Annotated in this window: 15 protein-coding genes; 6 read left to right on the plus strand and 9 right to left on the minus strand. The window is 71.2% G+C overall.

The features are described from left to right. Nucleotides 1-16: 16 nt before the first annotated feature. Both ACWDRB_RS15500 and ACWDRB_RS15505 read left to right on the plus strand, forming a co-directional pair. On the plus strand, nt 17-1,768 hold the full coding sequence (locus tag ACWDRB_RS15500) for an acetyl/propionyl/methylcrotonyl-CoA carboxylase subunit alpha (RefSeq protein WP_449894231.1): 1,752 nt from the start codon (nt 17-19) through the stop codon (nt 1,766-1,768). A 121-nt stretch (nt 1,769-1,889) separates the two neighbouring features. Next, nucleotides 1,890-3,272: a hypothetical protein gene (locus tag ACWDRB_RS15505; protein ID WP_449894233.1), complete on the plus strand. Its 1,383-nt coding sequence runs from the start codon at nt 1,890-1,892 to the stop codon at nt 3,270-3,272. A 97-nt stretch (nt 3,273-3,369) separates the two neighbouring features. On the opposite strand, the gene ACWDRB_RS15510 is transcribed toward ACWDRB_RS15505, so the two are convergent. The 3 genes from ACWDRB_RS15510 to ACWDRB_RS15520 all read right to left on the minus strand — a co-directional run bounded on the left by ACWDRB_RS15510 (nt 3,370) and on the right by ACWDRB_RS15520 (nt 5,088). Next, nucleotides 3,370-3,936, minus strand: a complete 567-nt coding sequence (locus ACWDRB_RS15510; protein ID WP_449894236.1) for a TOPRIM nucleotidyl transferase/hydrolase domain-containing protein — start codon at nt 3,934-3,936, stop codon at nt 3,370-3,372. A gap of 42 nt (nt 3,937-3,978) precedes the next feature. Next, complete coding sequence (locus ACWDRB_RS15515; RefSeq protein WP_449894238.1) at nt 3,979-4,389, minus strand: RidA family protein; 411 nt, start codon at nt 4,387-4,389, stop codon at nt 3,979-3,981. Nucleotides 4,390-4,530: 141 nt separating this feature from the next. Beyond that, nucleotides 4,531-5,088: a DUF6939 family protein gene (locus ACWDRB_RS15520; RefSeq protein WP_449894240.1), complete on the minus strand. Its 558-nt coding sequence runs from the start codon at nt 5,086-5,088 to the stop codon at nt 4,531-4,533. A 95-nt stretch (nt 5,089-5,183) separates the two neighbouring features. Between ACWDRB_RS15520 and ACWDRB_RS15525 the strand changes: the two genes are divergently transcribed. The 3 genes from ACWDRB_RS15525 to ACWDRB_RS15535 are packed head-to-tail and all read left to right on the plus strand — an operon-like array spanning nt 5,184 to nt 6,999. Further along, complete coding sequence (locus ACWDRB_RS15525; RefSeq protein ID WP_449894242.1) at nt 5,184-5,702, plus strand: AAA family ATPase; 519 nt, start codon at nt 5,184-5,186, stop codon at nt 5,700-5,702. 10 nt (nt 5,703-5,712) lie between these two features. Continuing rightward, complete coding sequence (locus tag ACWDRB_RS15530; protein WP_449894244.1) at nt 5,713-6,456, plus strand: histidine phosphatase family protein; 744 nt, start codon at nt 5,713-5,715, stop codon at nt 6,454-6,456. Beyond that, a complete protein-coding gene (locus ACWDRB_RS15535; protein WP_355190581.1) occupies nt 6,457-6,999 on the plus strand; it encodes a GNAT family N-acetyltransferase in 543 nt (180 codons plus the stop codon). Here ACWDRB_RS15535 and ACWDRB_RS15540 read toward each other — a convergent pair. The 6 genes from ACWDRB_RS15540 to ACWDRB_RS15565 form a co-directional block, all read right to left on the minus strand. Next, the gene (locus tag ACWDRB_RS15540) at nt 6,968-8,086 is read right to left on the minus strand and encodes an NAD(P)/FAD-dependent oxidoreductase (protein WP_449894247.1); all 1,119 of its coding nucleotides are present in this window, start codon (nt 8,084-8,086) and stop codon (nt 6,968-6,970) included. The genes ACWDRB_RS15535 and ACWDRB_RS15540 overlap by 32 nt on opposite strands. A 66-nt stretch (nt 8,087-8,152) precedes the next feature. Next, nucleotides 8,153-9,037, minus strand: coding sequence for an RNA polymerase sigma factor SigJ (gene sigJ, locus ACWDRB_RS15545; protein ID WP_449894249.1), 885 nt, complete (start codon nt 9,035-9,037; stop codon nt 8,153-8,155). Between the two features lie 15 nt (nt 9,038-9,052). Next, nucleotides 9,053-9,370 carry a gas vesicle protein GvpO gene (gvpO, locus tag ACWDRB_RS15550; protein WP_397371182.1) on the minus strand — a complete coding sequence of 106 codons (318 nt, stop codon included), beginning with the start codon at nt 9,368-9,370 and terminating at the stop codon, nt 9,053-9,055. A 94-nt stretch (nt 9,371-9,464) separates the two neighbouring features. Then, nucleotides 9,465-10,469: a LacI family DNA-binding transcriptional regulator gene (locus ACWDRB_RS15555; RefSeq protein ID WP_364243256.1), complete on the minus strand. Its 1,005-nt coding sequence runs from the start codon at nt 10,467-10,469 to the stop codon at nt 9,465-9,467. Further along, nucleotides 10,466-13,225 (minus strand): glycoside hydrolase family 3 C-terminal domain-containing protein, encoded by a 2,760-nt coding sequence (locus tag ACWDRB_RS15560; RefSeq protein WP_449894689.1) that lies wholly within the window; start codon nt 13,223-13,225, stop codon nt 10,466-10,468. Before ACWDRB_RS15560 ends, ACWDRB_RS15555 begins: the two co-directional genes overlap by 4 nt. A gap of 104 nt (nt 13,226-13,329) precedes the next feature. After that, nucleotides 13,330-14,529 (minus strand): ROK family protein, encoded by a 1,200-nt coding sequence (locus ACWDRB_RS15565; protein ID WP_449894252.1) that lies wholly within the window; start codon nt 14,527-14,529, stop codon nt 13,330-13,332. 210 nt (nt 14,530-14,739) lie between these two features. On the opposite strand from ACWDRB_RS15565, the gene ACWDRB_RS15570 reads away from it, so the two are divergent. Continuing rightward, entirely contained in the window at nt 14,740-16,380 is a 1,641-nt protein-coding gene (locus tag ACWDRB_RS15570; RefSeq protein WP_449894254.1) for an extracellular solute-binding protein, read from the plus strand. The last annotated feature ends 14 nt before the right edge of the window (nt 16,381-16,394 follow it).

Here is a 16,394-nt window from a genome sequence, read left to right on the forward strand (position 1 = left end):
GGAAGGACTTAGGTCGGTGCGGAAGGTTCTGATCGCCAATCGCGGCGAGATCGCGGTACGGGTGGCCCGCGCGTGCCAGGACGCCGGGATCGGAAGTGTGGCCGTCTACGCCGACCAGGACCTCGACGCCCTGCACGCCAAGGTCGCCGACGAGGCGTACGCGCTGGGTGGTCGATCCCCCGCGGAGACCTACCTCGGCATCGCCAAGCTGCTCGACGTCGCGCGGCGCTCCGGCGCCGACGCCGTGCATCCCGGATACGGCTTCCTGGCCGAGAACGCCGCCTTCGCGCAGGCCGTCATCGACGCGGGCCTGATCTGGATCGGCCCGCCGCCGGAGGCCATCGCCGCGCTCGGCGACAAGGTGCGGGCCAGGCACATCGCGCAGAAGGTCGGCGCGCCGCTGGTCGCGGGCACCAAGGACCCCGTCTCCGGGGCGGCCGAGGTCGTGGCGTTCGCGGAGGAGCACGGGCTGCCGATCGCGATCAAGGCGGCGTACGGCGGCGGCGGGCGCGGCATCAAGGTGGCGCGCAACCTGGAGGAGGTCGCCGAGCTGTACGAGTCGGCCGTGCGCGAGGCCGTCGCGGCGTTCGGACGGGGCGAGTGCTTCGTGGAGCGCTACCTCGACCGGCCGCGCCACGTCGAGACGCAGTGCCTGGCCGACGCGCACGGCAACGTGGTCGTGGTCAGCACGCGCGACTGCTCGCTCCAGCGCCGCCACCAGAAGCTGGTGGAGGAGGCGCCGGCGCCGTTCCTGTCGCGGGAGCAGCTCGAGATCCTCTACTCCGGCTCCAAGGCCATCCTGAAGGAGGCGGGCTACGTCGGGGCCGGCACGTGCGAGTTCCTCGTAGGGCAGGACGGGACCATCTCGTTCCTCGAGGTGAACACCCGGCTGCAGGTCGAGCACCCGGTCACCGAGGAGGTGTCGGGGATCGACCTGGTGCGGGAGATGTTCAGGATCGCCGACGGGGAGGCGCTGGAGTACGGCGACCCGGAGCTGCGCGGGCACTCGATCGAGTTCCGGATCAACGCGGAGGACGCCGGGCGCAACTTCCTGCCCGCCCCCGGGACGCTGACCGTCATGCGCCCGCCCGCCGGGCCCGGGGTGCGCCTCGACGCCGGCTACGAGGCGGGGATGACGGTGCCGCAGACGTTCGACTCGCTGGTGGCGAAGCTGATCGTCACCGGCCGGACGCGGCAGGAGGCGCTGGAGCGGTCGCGGCGGGCGCTGGCCGAGTTCGAGATCTCGGGGATGCCCACCGTGCTGCCCTTCCACCGGGCCGTCGTGTCCGATCCGGCGTTCGTCTCCTCGCCGTTCTCGGTGCACACGCGGTGGATCGAGACGGAATGGGAGAACACGGTCGCGCCGTACGAGGAAGAGATCGCCTCGGGCCCGGACGCCGGCGCCGCCGCTCGCGAGACGGTGACGGTCGAGGTCGGGGGCAAACGCCTCGAAGTGGTGCTGCCCGCCGGGTTCGGCGCGTCCGCGCCGGCACCCGCGAAGGCGCCGCGACGCGGTGCCGCCCGCGCCGGGAAGGCGTCGGCGGCGGGCGGAGACGCGCTGGTCAGTCCCATGCAGGGGACGATCGTCAAGGTCGTGGCCACGGACGGGGACGTGGTGAACGAGGGCGACACGGTCGTGGTGCTGGAGGCCATGAAGATGGAGCAGCCGCTGGCCGCCCACAAGTCGGGCACGATCACGGGACTCACGGCCGCGGTCGGGCAGACGGTCACGTCGGGCGCCGCGATCTGTGAGATCAAGGACACCTGACGGAGATTCCGGCATCTTCGCCACGGTGTGCGCCCGCGCGCTCGCGGACAGGTAACGTGCGACAGTGAGGAACTTTGCCGACCGCTCGTTCGTCCTCATGGGCGAAGGAGGCTTGCTGCCAATGACCCACTCGCTGCGCCGAGCAGGGGCCGCGCTTGCGGCTCTGATCGCCGGTCTAATCGTCGTGCTTGCGCTGTCCCCTGCCGCCAACGCGGCGGCTCCCCCTGATGCTCAGTCGGTGGTGTCCTACTGGAAGGACAAGAAGGACCCGCTTTTCGTGGAGTCCGGTTCACCGCTGTCGTCGGACCAGCAGAATGAGATCCGTGACGCGCTGAAGGGGGCCAAGAGCAAGATCTATACCGTGGCGCTCCCCGACGGCACGCTGGACAACTCCACGATTGCGTCGTACATGAGCTCGCTCAACTCCGAGCTCACGAAGGCCGGCCGCAACCGCGCCACGTTCGCCGTGCTCGACGGCGAGACGTTGTTCGCGGCCTCGAGCGCCATCCGCCAGCAGGGTGTCGCGGGCAGGCTGGCCAACCTCGCGGTGAGCGCCAACTCCGGCAACGTCGTGGACGGCATGAAGGACTTCGTCAACCGCGTTGACCTCGCCGTCGACGGCAAGCGCTCCGCGCTCGACAGCGGCAGCCAGGCCAACCCCGGCGCCGGCGGCACCGCCGCGCTGATCGCCCTGGGCGGCCTGGTCGTGGTCGGCGGTGGCGGCTACTTCCTCTACTCCAGCAACCGCAAGAAGAAGAAGGCCATCCAGGAGGCCAAGGACCTGGCGGCCGTCAAGCAGACCGTGGACGAGGACGTCACCAAGCTGGGCGAGGAGATCACCTCCCTCGACACCGACGTGACGCTCGCCGGCCAGGGCGGCAAGCACATCGAGGAGTGGCAGCAGGCGCTCGACTCCTACGAGAAGGCCAAGACCCAGCTGGCCAACGTCCAGCGCGCCGAGCAGGTCCGCGAGGTCACCCAGACCCTCGAGGACGGCCGCTACGCGCTGGCCGTGGTGAAGGCCAAGGTCCACAACGACCCGGTCCCCGAGCGGCGCGCCCCCTGCTTCTTCAACCCGCAGCACGGCCCGTCCGCCCGCGACGTCCGCTGGGCCCCGCCCGGTGGCGCCGTCCGTGACGTGCCCGCCTGCAAGATGGACGCCGAGGCCGTGGAGCGCGGCTTCGACCCGCAGATGCGCGAGGTCATGGTCGACGGCCAGCGCCGCCCCTACTACGACGCGGGGCCCGCGTACCAGCCGTACGCGTACGGCTACTACGGCGGCTTCGGCGACATCATGACCGGCATGTTCATCGGCACCATGATGGGCAGCATGCTCAGCGGCGGCTTCGGCTACGGCGGCTACGGCGCCGGCTATGCCGAGGGCTACGCCGACGGCGGCGGTGGCGGTGACTTCGGCGGCGGCGACGGCGGCGGCGGCTGGGGCGACTTCGGCGGCGGCGGAGGCGACTTCGGCGGCGGTGACTTCGGCGGCGGCGACTGGTAACCCGGAGCCCCGACGACTGGTAAACGCACAACGAGCGCTCCCCCTGGGCTCACGAGCCCGCGGGGAGCGCTCGCGCGTTAGGCGCTACGTGGGGGCCTCACGCGGCGGTGTGGGCCAGCAGCATGTCCAGCGGGCGCGGCACGCGATCGAGATCGAGGGCCGCGACGAGCAGGGCGGAGTAGCGGATCTTGCGGCCACCGCCCGATCCCATGAACCGGCGCAGCTGGTCGTGAGTGGCCCTCCCGCGCCATGCGGGTTGCTTCTGGAGCGAGCGAAATGATCTGAGCTCGCCCTCTTCGTCCACAACGCGCTCGACCGTGGCGGTGCCGAGGGCGCGGATCAGCTCATCTTCCAGGTCGGCGACGCACACGAAGAATCCGAGCGCCTCCAGATCGCCTCGGCTGAGGTCGGATCCGAGGCCGGCGCGCTCGAGGCTTCTCCGGAAGTCGCCCTCCTCCCCGACATCGCACAGACCGGCCAGCCGGAGATCGCGACCGGGAGGGCCGAACTTGCCGATGTACGTCCCGATGTTCGTGGCACCGCCCATCGCCACCAGGGAGATGCCCTCGGCCGCCAGGTTCCGGCCGCGGCGCTCGGCCAGCGCTTCGACGGCCGACTTGTCACTGACTCCCTCGACCAGGACCACGGTTTGCGTGTCGCTCACGAGCCCAGCCTCGCACCGAACCCTGGAGAGGTTCATCCCCTTTTATGTGCTGAGCATCGCGGTGGCTTCGATCTCGACCAGATGCTCGGGGATGTCCAGTGCCGCAACGCCCAGCAGTGTGGCCGGTGGGACCGGAGTGACCCCCAGCTTCGCACCCGCACGGGAGATGCCCTCCAGGAGCGCGGGCATCTTGTCGGGGGTCCAGTCGACGACGTAGACGGTCAGTTTCGCCACGTCGTCGAAGGAGCCGCCTACCCCGGCCAGGGCGGTGGCGATGTTGAGGTAGCACTGTTCGACCTGCGCGGCGAGGTCGCCTTCGCCGACCGTGACCCCCTGGGCATCCCAGGAGACCTGTCCGGCGAGGAAGACGAGCTTCGTCCCTGACGCGATCGACACCTGCCGGTAGACATCGATTTTGGGCAACCCGTCGGGGTTGACGAGAGTGATGGCCATGTCGCCTGCCTCCTTGTCCGGGCGTCCGCCGAACCGGGACGCCCGTGATCTCTTGTAGTTACTCAGAAACCATAAGAGAGTGTGCCCTGACATGGAAGAACGCACTTTTTAGTGACTGGGGAACCTGATGGTGACCGCGGGTCAGTCTTCCTCGGGCCATTTCTCCTGGATGTGCAGGCAGATCAGCGCGGCGTGGGAGAGCGGGGTGGCGGGGTCGTCGATGTCGCCGTTGGTGGTGTAGTCGAGGAGGACGACCTCGCGGTCGGCGGCGAGCAGGCGCAGGCGCTCCACGAGATCGCCGGTCTTGTGCTCCAGGACCCAGCGGTAGGCCGGGAGGTAGATGCGGCGCCGCGCGGCCTGGTAGGTCAGCAGGCGGTCCCCGTGGAGGCCGTCGCGGTGGCCGCGCACCGGGCCGTGCTTGCGTACGGTGCGTTTGAGGCCGGTCATGGTGGTGATCGCGAGCTTGGCCGGGTCGACGTCGGCGGTCTCGAAGACTTTGAGCGCCTGCCAGATCCCCTCGACGCTCTGGCTGGTGACGCCCGGGGTCTGCGGGACAGGGATGCCGCCGTGCGGGTAGAACGGGCTCAGCCGCACCCATGGCTCGTCCGCCTTGGAGGTCACGTCGATGACCTCGGCGCCGGGGAAGGCCTTGGCGAGTGAGGCAGCCGAACGACGGCGGCCGGCGACCTGGATCGACACGAACGGCACCCCTTCGCGAGAGCGGACGGGTTCAGCTTGGACTACGGGAGTGACAATTTCCGCGCTCGCCGGGTGGGCTTCCTAGCATGGGGTGCGTGCTCATCATCATCGGCGGTCTCCCCGCGACAGGCAAGACGACGCTCGCCCGGCTCCTCGCCGCCCGCATCGGCGCGGTGCACGTGCGGATCGACACCATCGAGCAGGCGATCGTCCGCTCCGGCCTGGCCCGCCACCCCATCGGCCCCGCCGGATACGTCGTCGGTTACGCGCTGGCCGAGGAGCACCTGAGGCAGGGGCTGACGGTGATCGCGGAGTCGGTGAACCCACTGGGCGTCACCCGCGACGCCTGGCGGGAGGTCGGGGTCAAGGCGGGCGTTCCGGTGGCCGAGGTGGAGGTGGTCTGCTCCGATCCCGCCGAGCATCGGCACCGCGTGACCTCGCGCTCGATCGACATCCCCGACCTGCGGCCGCCTGACTGGCGGGAGGTCGTCGAGCGCGAGTACGAGCCGTGGGAGCGCGAACGCGTCCTCGTCGACACCGCCGGACAGGCCCCCGAGGAGTCGCTCGACGCCCTTCTCCGGAGTCTTGAGCACGCCAGGGGCTCGGGCTCGTAGGGTCGGGCGCATGGGTGTCCGCGTGTTGTGCCTGCGCCATGCCGAGTCGGAGAACGTCGTCGCCGGGGTGGCCGGGGCGCTGCCGTCGGCGGAGCTGACCCCGAAGGGGCGGGCACAGGCGGCGGAGGCGGCCGAGCGGCTGCGGGGAGAGGGCGTCATCCGGATCCACGCCAGTACGGCGGTGCGCGCCCGGCAGACCGCCGAGATCATCGCGCGGGCGCTGGGGCTGCGGGAGGAGGTGGTGGCGCTGCGAGGGCTCGTGGAGTTCGGGATCGGGCGGTTGGAGGGCACCGCCGACCCGGCGGTCCGGGCGCGTACCGCCGAGGTGTTGCGTTCCTGGGTCGTGGACGGGCGGTTGGGCGAGGCGGTGGCGGACGGCGAGACCGGGCACGCGGTCGTGGCCCGGGTGGTCGCCGCCTTCACCTCCATCGCAGCCACCCACCCGAGCGAGCCGGCCGCCCACCCGCGCATGACGGCCGTCCATCCAAGCGAGCCCGCCACCTCCCCGAGCACGACGACCGTCCACCCAGGCGAGCCCACCACCCACCCGGGTCAGATGGCCGCCTGCGGCAGCGGGACGGTCGCTCTGGTCGGGCATGTGGGCAGCCTCACCGCCGGGCTCAGCGTGCTGTGCCCCGGGCTGGGCGAGCAGGTGTGGGGAGCGCCGCTCCCGCACGCGGTGCCGTTCCCGGTCGAGTGGGACGGCCGGTCCTGGCGGTGCGCGTCGTGGCCGGCCTTACGACAAGATCGATAAGTGACCTACCTCGCCCAGGGCGCCCGCGTCGGCATCCGCCGCATCGGCCACCGCGACCGTACGGAATTCCTGGCCCTGAACCGGGAGAGCGCCGACCTGCTCGCCCGCTGGATGCCCGGCGCCCCCATCACCACCGACGAGGCCTTCGACGGTTACATGGCGCGCTTCGACGACCCGGCGAACGAGGGATTCGTCATCTGCCGGGTCGACACCGGCGCGATCGTCGGCCGGGCCAACCTGAACAACATCATCCGGGGCACCCGCCAGGACGGCACCCTGGGCTACTGCGCCTACTCGTCCACGACCGGCAGGGGCTACATGACCGAGGGGCTGCGGCTGCTCGTCCGGTACGCGTTCGGCGAGCTGGGGCTGCACCGGGTCGAAGCCAACATCCAGCCGTCCAACACCCCCTCCCTGAACCTGATCAAGCGGGCCGGCTTCCGGCGGGAGGGGTATTCGCCGGACTTCCAGTTCATCGACGGGGCGTGGCGGGACCACGAGCGATGGGCCGTCACGGCCGGTACGGGCCCGGGTGGCGCATAGCCCAGACGGTGCCACGGGCGATGCTCTCCTTGAAGGCCGCCGAGGTCCGGCCGGTGAGGACGGCGTCGAGCGGGCTGTCGTCGGGACGGGTGAACTGGGTGACGCCGTCGTGCCGGCCCAAGCTGATGTTCTGCCAGACGTACCGGAATCTGGCCCGCCGCGGCGCCCGCCCGCTCAGCAGGTCGGCCACCGCGTCGCCCGCGCAGATCCCCATGGGGAGGCCGGTCTGGCAGGCCATCCGGGCGACCTGCCCGCTCCGGTCAAGGGTGCGGGCGGCGTCGCCGATGCCGAACACCTCCGGATGCGACGCCGACCGCAGTGACCGGTCCACGAGCATGCGTCCGTGCCGGTCCGTGGCCAGCCCGGCCTCCGCGGCCAGGCCGGGGACGCGGAAACCGGCGGCCCAGACCACGGTCTCGGCGGGCAGTTCGTCCCCGTTCGCCAGCAGCAGGCCGTTCGGGCCGAGTTTGGCGATCGGCGCGCGTTCGCGGATGGCGATGCCCATGCGGCGGAAGGCCCGGTGGAGGTGGCGGCGGGCACGCGCGGACAGGCTCTCCCCGATCAGGCCGCCCGACAGCAGCGAGACGCGCAGCCCAGGACGGGTGAAGGCGAACTCGGTCGCGGCCTCGATCCCGGTCAGTCCGCCGCCGATCACGGTCACCTCGCCGGTCCCCGCGAGGCGGGTGCCCAACCGGACGGCCTCGTCGGCGGTGGCCAGCGTGTACGCGTGCTCGCGCACCCCGGGCACCGAATCCAGCTCCGCCGCGCTCCCGAGGGCGTAGACGAGCACGTCGTAGGAGAGCTCGTACGGAGGCGCGTCCAGGCGTACCGTCCTCGAACCCGGGTCGATCCCGGTCACCCGGGCGACCACCAGCTCGATGCCGGTGCCGTCGAGCAGGCCGGCCAGCGGCAGGTCGGGCAGCCGCTGGCCGGCGGCGAGCTGGTGGAGCCGGATGCGCTCCACGAACCGGTCGGCCGCGTTGACCAGCGTCACCCGAGCTCCGGCGCCCCGCAGCCGTCGTGCGGCGCGCTTGGCCGCTCCCAGTCCGGCATATCCGGCTCCCAGCACCACGATGCGATCTGTCATGGTTCCTGAACTGGCGAGTCCGCCCATCCGTGACAGGACTGGCGTGTGATCGTGCTCACACCCGGATCAGGCGAGCTGTGCCCCGGCGAAGGCGAGTTTGGCCGGGTTGACGGTGGTCCGGACGACGGCGACGTGGTCGCCGTCCAGCTCCATGGTCATGATCGCCAGCAGGTCACCGCCGGGGCCGCGGATCAGCGCCGCGGGCTCCCCGTTGACCTCCAGGAACTCGGCCACCACCCCGGCCGCCTCCGGCCGGGTGACCAGCCCTCCCAGGTAGCGCGTCACCTTCGCCGGCCCGTGTACCGGCCGCCGGGCCGCGGTCACGGAGCCGCCCCCGTCGGTCCAGGCGACCACGTCGTCGGCGAGCAACCGTTCCAGGGCGGCGACGTCGCCGTGCACGGCGGCCTCCAGGAATCGCCGTACGATGCGCCGGTGCTGCTCCTGGTCGCTCGCGAAGCGCTTGCGCGGCTCCCCCACGTGCGCCCGCGCCCGCCGGTGGAGCTGACGGGAGTGCACCTCCTCGATGCCCACCACGTCGGCGATCTCCGCGTGGCTGTGCCCGAACGCCTCCCGCAGCACGAACACCGCCCGCTCCACCGGCGTCAGCCGCTCCAGCAGGATGAGCACCCCCATCGACACGGACTCGCGCTGCTCGACGGTCTCCAGCGGTCCGAGGGCCCCGTCAGCGGTGAGCACCGGCTCGGGCAGCCACGGGCCCGCGTAGCTCTCCCGCTGCCGTCGAGCGGTCGTGAGCCGGCTGAGGCAGAGGTTGGTGATCGCCCTGGTCAGCCAGGCGGCCGGGACCTCGACCGGCCCGGTGACCCGGCTCCATCGCAGGTACGTCTCCTGCACCATATCCTCGGCCTCGGCGGCGGAGCCGAGCAGCCGGTACGCCAGCCCGAACAGCCGCGCCCGCTGCCCCTCGAACACCTCCGCGCCAGGGTCGTCCACGCACCCGATGCTAGGTCACCCTCCTGTAGGTGACCCATCCGCGTCGCAGCGCCGGTAGCGCCGCAGCCTCCGGTACGACAGCAGGCCGCCCTCCGCGTCGATCCGGGCCTCGTACAGGGCGAGGATGTCGTCCGAGGAGGGGATGCGACGGTCTTCGACGACCTCGACGCCGATCTTCCAGCCGCCCTCGACCGGTTCGACCGCCGTGACCCCTTCGGCCTCCTTCGCGGTCACATCGATGATGTGGCGGAGCCCGACCCCGCCGGCCGTCACGGCCGTCAGCCCCTCCGCGTCCGAGTCGGCGGCCCCCGGGGGCATGCGCGGCTCAGTCATGCGTTCTCTCCCCTCGCCTCGGCCAGCCTGCCCGCAGAAGGGGACGCGGAACTCCAGGAGGCGAAAAAGCGGACACGCTTGACGCCGCTTTGGGTCAGGTGCTGGCGCGCACGGCCAGGAGCGGGGTGAGGAGGGTGGAGTCGGGCACCGCGCGGCCTTCGAGCTTGTCCATGACCAGGCGGACCGCCTCCCTGCCCACCTCCTCGGCCGGGATCAGCACGGAGGAGAGCGGCGGGCTGGCCCGTTCGGCCACGTCGTCGGGGCAGATCGCCACCACCGCCACGTCGTGCGGCACCCGGCGGTCGAGCTGCCGCAGCGCCGCCAGCACGTGGCCGACCGCGGCCTCGTTGTGCACGACCAGCCCGGACAGGCCGGGGCGGTCGAGGAGCAGGCCGCGTACGGTCTCGTACACCTCGTCGAACGTGTCCTCGCACGGCAGCGCGACGCCCTGCAGACCGTGGGCGGCCACCGCCTCCACGAACCCCTCACGCGTCCGCCGGGCGAACCCCGTCCCCCGCTCGTACACCACGGAAGGCGCCCCGAGCAGCGCGATCTCCTCGTGGCCGCGTTCGGCGAGGTGGTCCACGCACCGCGCGCCCGCGGCGGCGAAGTCGAGGTCGACGCACGTCAGCCCGGCGGGCTCGGCGGGGAAGCCGATGAGGACGCTCGGCTCGGCCAGCTCGCGCAGCAGCGGCACCCTGCGGTCGTCCAGCTCGACGTCCATGAGCACCAGCGCGTCCACCAGCGCGCTCGCGGCCACCCGCCGGATGCCCTCGGTGCCCTCGTCGGCGGTCAGCAGCAGCACGTCGTGGTCGAACCGGCGCGCGGCCGTCACCACGGCGCTGGCGAAGCGCATCAGGACGGGCACGTGCATGCCCGCCCGCAGCGGCAGCACCAGCGCGATCACGTTGGAGCGCTTGCTTGCCAGGGCGCGGGCGCCGGCGTTGGGGTGGTAGCCGAGGGCGCTGATGCTGTCGAGCACCCGGCGCCTGGTGTCGGCCGAGATCGTCCGCTTGCCGCTGAGCACGTAGGAGACCGTGCTGACGGCCACGCCCGCGTGCTTGGCGACCTGGGAGATCGTGACCGTGCGCCCGCTCAAGCCCCGGCTCCGAAGTCGAGCCGGGCCAGCGTGACGCCGTCGTCCTCGAACACGGCATAAAGGTCGTGCACGCCGTCGGCGGCCGCGAGCGAGGCCGTGATGGCGTGGTAGGCGTAGCGGGCGGTCCTGGGGACGGGGAAGGTGGCGAGGGCCTCCCCGTAGAGGGGGTCGCCGCGGCGGATGGTGATCATGCCGCCTTCCGCGCTGCCCGCCGTCGCCACGCACGTCGTGGCCCCGCTGAGATCGACCTGCCGGAAGAGGATCCAGGCCCCCTCCGCGTCGGACCTGACGGCGTCGCCGTCCACCTTGGTCTCGTCCACGAACGTGATCGCGTCGTACTCGTCGTGCGCCGCCGCGCGCAGCAGCCCCGACTGGGGCGGCACGCTCTCGCCGTCCACCTCGAAGCGGGCGCTCAGGCGCAGGTCGGTGGCGCTGCGGCCGACCATGAGCTGGTGCGGCGCGCTCTCCACGACGAACCTGCTCCTGGTCACGTCCCAGAACGCCAGCTCCGGCACCGGCAGGGTCAGGGTGACGGCGCGGCTCTCGCCGGGCGCCAGGCGGACCTTCTCGAAGCCGCGCAGGCGGCGCAGCGGCTGCTTGACGCGGGAGCGCTGCTGGTGGGTGTAGAACTGGACGACCTCCACGCCGGGCCGCGGGCCGGCGTTCGTCACGGTGACGCGGGCCCGCACCAGGTCGCCGTCCAGTTGTACGCGCAGGTCGGCGTACTCGAACGTCGTGTAGCTCAGGCCGTGGCCGAACGGGTGCAGCGGGACGCCGCGGAAGTACAGGTACGTGGCGTCGGAGGCGATGATGTCGTAGTCGAGCAGGTCGGGCAGCTCCTGCTCGGAGCGGTACCACGTCTGGGTGAGGCGGCCCTCGGGGTCGGCGTCACCGAAGAGCACCTCGGCCAGGGCGTGGCCGTACTCCTGGCCGCCGTGGGCCGACCACAGCACGGCCGGGACCTCGTCGTCGGTCCAGGTGAGCGGGTAGCCGCTGGTGATGACCATGACGGTACGGGGGTTCGCCTTGCGGACGGCCCGCACCACGGCGTCCTGCCCGGGGGCCAGGGCCAGCGTCATGCGGTCCTCGGTCTCGCGGCCGTTCACGAGGGGGTGGTCGCCGACCACCACGACCGCCACGTCGGCCGCCGCGGCCAGGCGGGCGGCCTGGTCGGTGCCGCTCCTGAGCACGTCCATGGCCAGCCAGACCGCCTGGTCGGCGTCGTCGACCAGGCGCAGCACACCGTCGTCGCCGGCGCCGACGTAGCAGCCGGTCGAGATGTGGCGCAGGGCGAGCGTGCCGCGCGGTCGCTCCTCCATCCGGAACGTCTGGCGCACCTCCCACCCGTTGGGGCCCGGCTGGTCGTTCACCAGCGTGACGCCGTCCACCGACACGAACCGGCCGGTCGCCACGGCCCGCAGCGCGTAGGCCCCGCCACCCCAGTCGAACAGGTCGAACGTGCCCGCCTCCGAGCCCACGCTGAGCGGCCCGCCCGCGGGATCGGCGGCAACCGGCCCGGCCTCGGCGGTCAGCGTCACCCGGTCCACGGCCTCGCAGAACACCGTCTCGCACCGCTCGCCCAGCCCCTGGCGGGCGGTGACCGCGTACGGGAGGGTGCCGCTGTACCAGTCCTCCAGGAGCGCGTCGCCGAGCTGCCCGATCACCGCGACCTTGGTCACGCCGTCGAGCGGCAGCAGCCCGTCGTTCTTCAGCAGCACGAACGAGCGCCGCGCCGCCTCCCTGGCCAGCGCCTGGTGTTCGGGGCAGTTGACCACGTTGTCGCTGATGTCGTCGTACGGAGTCGCCGGGTCGAACTCCCCCAGCCGGAACCTGATCGACAACGCGTGCCGCACGGCCCGGTCCACGTCCTCCTCGGCCAGCAGGCCCTGGGAGAGCGCGTCACGCAGGTGGCCGAGCGTGGCCTCGGAGCGGTCGTCGTCCTGGGTGAAGCTGTCGATCCCCGCCTTGATCGCGTGCGCGTACGCCTCGGGCAGCGTGTCGTGGTAGCCCTGGAGCGCGGTGAGGTTGCCCGGCGCGTACGCGTCGCTGACCACCAGCAGGTCGTCGGGCGCCCACGCGCGCAGCGCCTCGCCGATCAGCGGGCTGAGGTGCGCGGGTCGGCCGTTGACCAGGTTGTACGACGGCATGACCGCCACCGCCACCCCCTCCTCGATGGCGGGCCGGAAGGCGGGCAGCTCGTACTCGCGCAGCACCCGCGGCGGCAGGTTGCTGGAGGTCGTGCAGCGGTCGGTCTCGTTGTTGTAGGCCAGGAAGTGCTTGAGCGTGGGGGCGGTCTTGAGGACTTCGGGAGCGCTCCCACTAAGTCCACGCGCATAGGCCGTGGCCATCACGCCGGTCAGCCACGGATCCTCGGAGTAACCCTCCTCGTTGCGCCCCCAGCGGGGGTCACGCAGCGGGTTCACCACCGGGGCCCACACATTGCGCCCCGCGCCGGCCGGATCCTTGTGGTGGAAGGCCAGCACCTCGTCGCTGGTGGCCTCGCCCACCCTGCGCACGAGGTCGGGATCCCACGTCGAGGCCAGCCCCACGGCCTGCGGGAACACGGTGGCCGGTCCCAGCCAGGCCAGCCCGTGCAGCGCCTCGGTGCCGGTGCGGAACGCGCCGAGGCCCAGCCGCTCGACCGGCGCCTGATACTGGTGCAGCAGCCCCACCTTCTCCTCAAGGGTGAGCCGGCGCACCAGGTCGTCGATCCGGTCGGGAATCGGGATCGCTGGGTCGCGGAAGGGTTCTTGCATGGTCATCCCTATGAAAGTGTCGAAGCGCTTCGACGACCGGCCTGGGGAAGTTACACGGACATTTCGGTGGGTTGACTGAAGAGTGCACTCCCCGGTGACCAAGGTCAAGGGACTCGGGGCAATCTCCCCGAATCAATGGAGTCGAGCACCCTCGCGGCACCGCCCAGCGCGGCCGCGTCGTGGCCCAGCGTCGAGGCGACGACCTGGCAGCCGCCCGACCCGGAGGCGATCACGCGGTCGTCCATCTCGTCCTGGACGGCGGGCAGCAGCCACGGCGCCAGCGGGACGTAGTAGCCGCCCAGGATCACCACCTCGGGATTGAGCAGGTTCGCCAGGATCGACACGCCCCTGCCCAGGCTCCGGCCCACCGACTCCAGCGTGGCCAAAGTGGCCGGGTCGCCGACGCGGGCGAGGCGTACGGACTCCTCGATCTCCATCTGGATCTCGGCGGGAGAGGGGTCCTTGCCCAGCACGGCGCCGATCCCGGCCATGACCTCCAGGCAGCCGCGCCGCCCGCAGTGGCACTCGGGACCGTCGGGATCGAGCTGGACGTGGCCGATCTCGCCGCTGTAGCCGAGGCGGCCGCGGCGCAGCCGCCCGTCGAGGATGATCCCCGCGCCCACGCCGATCTCGCCGGTGAGGTAGACGAGGTCGGAGGCCCCCGCGTGCGCGCCGAAGCGCTGCTCGGCCAGGGCGGCGAGGTTGGCGTCGTTGTCGACCTGGATCGGGAAGCCGGGGTCGCGCAGCGCCTTGGTCAGGTCTCCGCCGATGTCGGCGTCGCGCCAGCCGAGGTTGGGCGCGATGCGTACGGTGCCCTGGACGTCGACCAGCCCCGGCACGGCCACGGCCAGGCCCAGGACCTGGCGCTCCTCCTTGGTCATGCGGCTGACCACCCGCCTGATGATCGCGCCGACGCCCGCCACCCCTTGGTTGACGGACTCGCCGCCGCCGAACGAGCGCCGCCACGTCAGCAGCCGCTCCCCCGCCAGGTCGACGGCCACGGCGGACACGTAGTCGACGTTGATCTCGACCCCGATGGCGGCGTACGGCGAGCCGTCCAGCACCAGCATCGTGGCCGGCCGCCCGACCCGGTTCTCCGTCAGCCCCGTCTCACGGACCAGCCGCCGGTCGATGAGGTCCGCGACGAGACTGGAGACCGTCGCCTTGTTGAGCCCGGTGGAGGCCGCGATGTCGGCCCGCGAGCAGGGCGCGTGCTCCCGGACGAACCGCAGCACGACCGCGAGGTTGGTGGCCCGTACGTCGGCGAAGTCGGCCGGCTGAGGGCCGGTCGTAGAAGTGATCAAAATCAGCCCCGTTCCCGCCAAGAGATGACCCCAGCATGCCGCATCCCGGTCTCCCTTCACCAACAGGAGTCGATGCCGCGCAGCTTCTCATCGGCACCAACCTGTGACGTCGCGATCCCTTGTGGCCACGGTCACAGTCTACTAATTTGTTTGGTCGTAATACCAACTAATTTTAACGAGGTCATCCCCACTTGGAGAAGGGAGCGGGCCATGGCAACCAACACGTCCCGCCGCGGATTCCTCGGCCTGGTCGGTGCGAGCGTTCTGGTGGCCGGCTGCGCCGAGAAGAAGCAGCTGTCCAAGGGTACGGCCGTGGCGGCCGACAAGCTCAAGAGCCTGGTGCCCACACGGGTGCCGTTCGAGATCCCCGGGCTCAAGCCCGATCTGCCCGGCGCCGAGTTCGTCTCGCCCGGCTTCCTGACCCGCCCGGCCACCATGGTGCAGGCCGTCACCACCAAGCCGCTGACCAGCGGCAAGGAAGTGACCGCGATGACTCCGCTGTGGGGCACGGTGCCGCCCGGCCTGGGCAGCAACTCCTACTACGACTACGTGAACGAGCGCCTCGGCGGCGTCGTGCGCTTCAACATCTCCGACGGCAACACGTACGGGCAGAAGCTCAGCACCCTGCTGGCCAGCGGCGACGTGCCCGAGATGCTCATGGTCCCGGGCTGGGAGCTCATCAAGATCGCCCACTTCACCGAGGCGGTCAACAAGCTCTTCGCCGACCTGTCCCCCTACCTGGCCGGGGACAAGGCCAAGGAGTTCCCGCTGCTGGCCAACTTCGACACCGCGGCCTGGCAGTACGGCGTCTTCGGCGGCGTCCTGCAGGGCATCCCCTGGCAGAACGACCCGTACCCGTTCGCCACCTTCGTCCGCCAGGACATCCTGAACGAGCTGGGCCTGCAGCAGCCCAAGAGCGGCGACGACCTGCTCGTGCTCGGCAAGGCCATCACCGACCCGAAGAAGAAGCGCTGGGCTTTCGGCGGCGCCATGGAGCAGGAGATGCAGCGGGCCTTCGGGGCGCCGCGCGAGTGGCGCAAGAAGAGCGACGGCACCCTCGAGTACAAGTACGAGACCGCCGAGTGGGCCGCCTCGATCGAGTTCATGAGCAAGCTCTTCGCAGCCGGGTGGGTGCACCCCGATGTCGTCGCCAACAAGGACGCCGACAACAAAGCCATCTTCGGCAGCGGCCAGATGGTCATCTACCGGGACGGGCCCGGCGCCTGGCACGAGGCCCTGGGCCGATTCCAGGCCGACAACCCCAAGTTCGACATGCAGATCGTCGCCCCCTACCCGGCCAAGCCCGGCGGCAAGACCATCATGTGGCGCAACGAGCCCGCCGGCATGTTCGTCTTCATCAAGAAGGGCCTCGGCGACGCCCGCACCCGAGAGCTGCTCGCCCTGTCCAACTGGTGCGCGGCGCCGTTCGGCACCCAGGAGTACGAGCTGGTCTTCAACGGCGTCGAGGGCAAGCACTACGACGTCAAGGACGGCAAGGTCGAGCAGACGGCGCTCGGGCGCAAGGAGGTCGCGCCCACGTACATGTTCCTGTCGGGCCGGCCGAACGCCAACGAGAAGAGCCAGTACAAGGGCCTGGTCCAGGCGCAGTACGACTGGCAGACGCAGGCCTCGAAGATCCTGGACAACGACCCGTTCGTGGGCATCCGGGTGGAGACGCCCTCCAAGATGGCCGGGCTGGCCACGCCCACCGAGGACAAGATGCAGGAGATCTTCCGGGGCAAGCGGCCGATGTCCGAGTGGCCGAAGATCGTCAAGGAGTGGCAGGAGCAGGGCGGGAACGAGGCGCGCGAGTTCTACATGAAGGTCGCGCGGGAGAACGGCAGGCTGTGACGTTGGGTACCGCA

This window comes from Nonomuraea sp. NPDC003707 (genome assembly GCF_053587055.1).

What these genes read in the sequence shown, in the direction of transcription:
- ACWDRB_RS15515 (WP_449894238.1), bottom strand. Translation starts at nt 4,389, where the DNA reads ATGGCCATCACTCTCGTCAACCCCGACGGGTTGCCCAAAATCGATGTC.
- ACWDRB_RS15570 (WP_449894254.1), top strand. Translation starts at nt 14,740, where the DNA reads ATGGCAACCAACACGTCCCGCCGCGGATTCCTCGGCCTGGTCGGTGCG.
- gvpO (WP_397371182.1), bottom strand. Translation starts at nt 9,370, where the DNA reads ATGACTGAGCCGCGCATGCCCCCGGGGGCCGCCGACTCGGACGCGGAG.
- ACWDRB_RS15540 (WP_449894247.1), bottom strand. Translation starts at nt 8,086, where the DNA reads ATGACAGATCGCATCGTGGTGCTGGGAGCCGGATATGCCGGACTGGGA.
- ACWDRB_RS15505 (WP_449894233.1), top strand. Translation starts at nt 1,890, where the DNA reads ATGACCCACTCGCTGCGCCGAGCAGGGGCCGCGCTTGCGGCTCTGATC.
- ACWDRB_RS15560 (WP_449894689.1), bottom strand. Translation starts at nt 13,225, where the DNA reads ATGCAAGAACCCTTCCGCGACCCAGCGATCCCGATTCCCGACCGGATC.
- ACWDRB_RS15530 (WP_449894244.1), top strand. Translation starts at nt 5,713, where the DNA reads ATGGGTGTCCGCGTGTTGTGCCTGCGCCATGCCGAGTCGGAGAACGTC.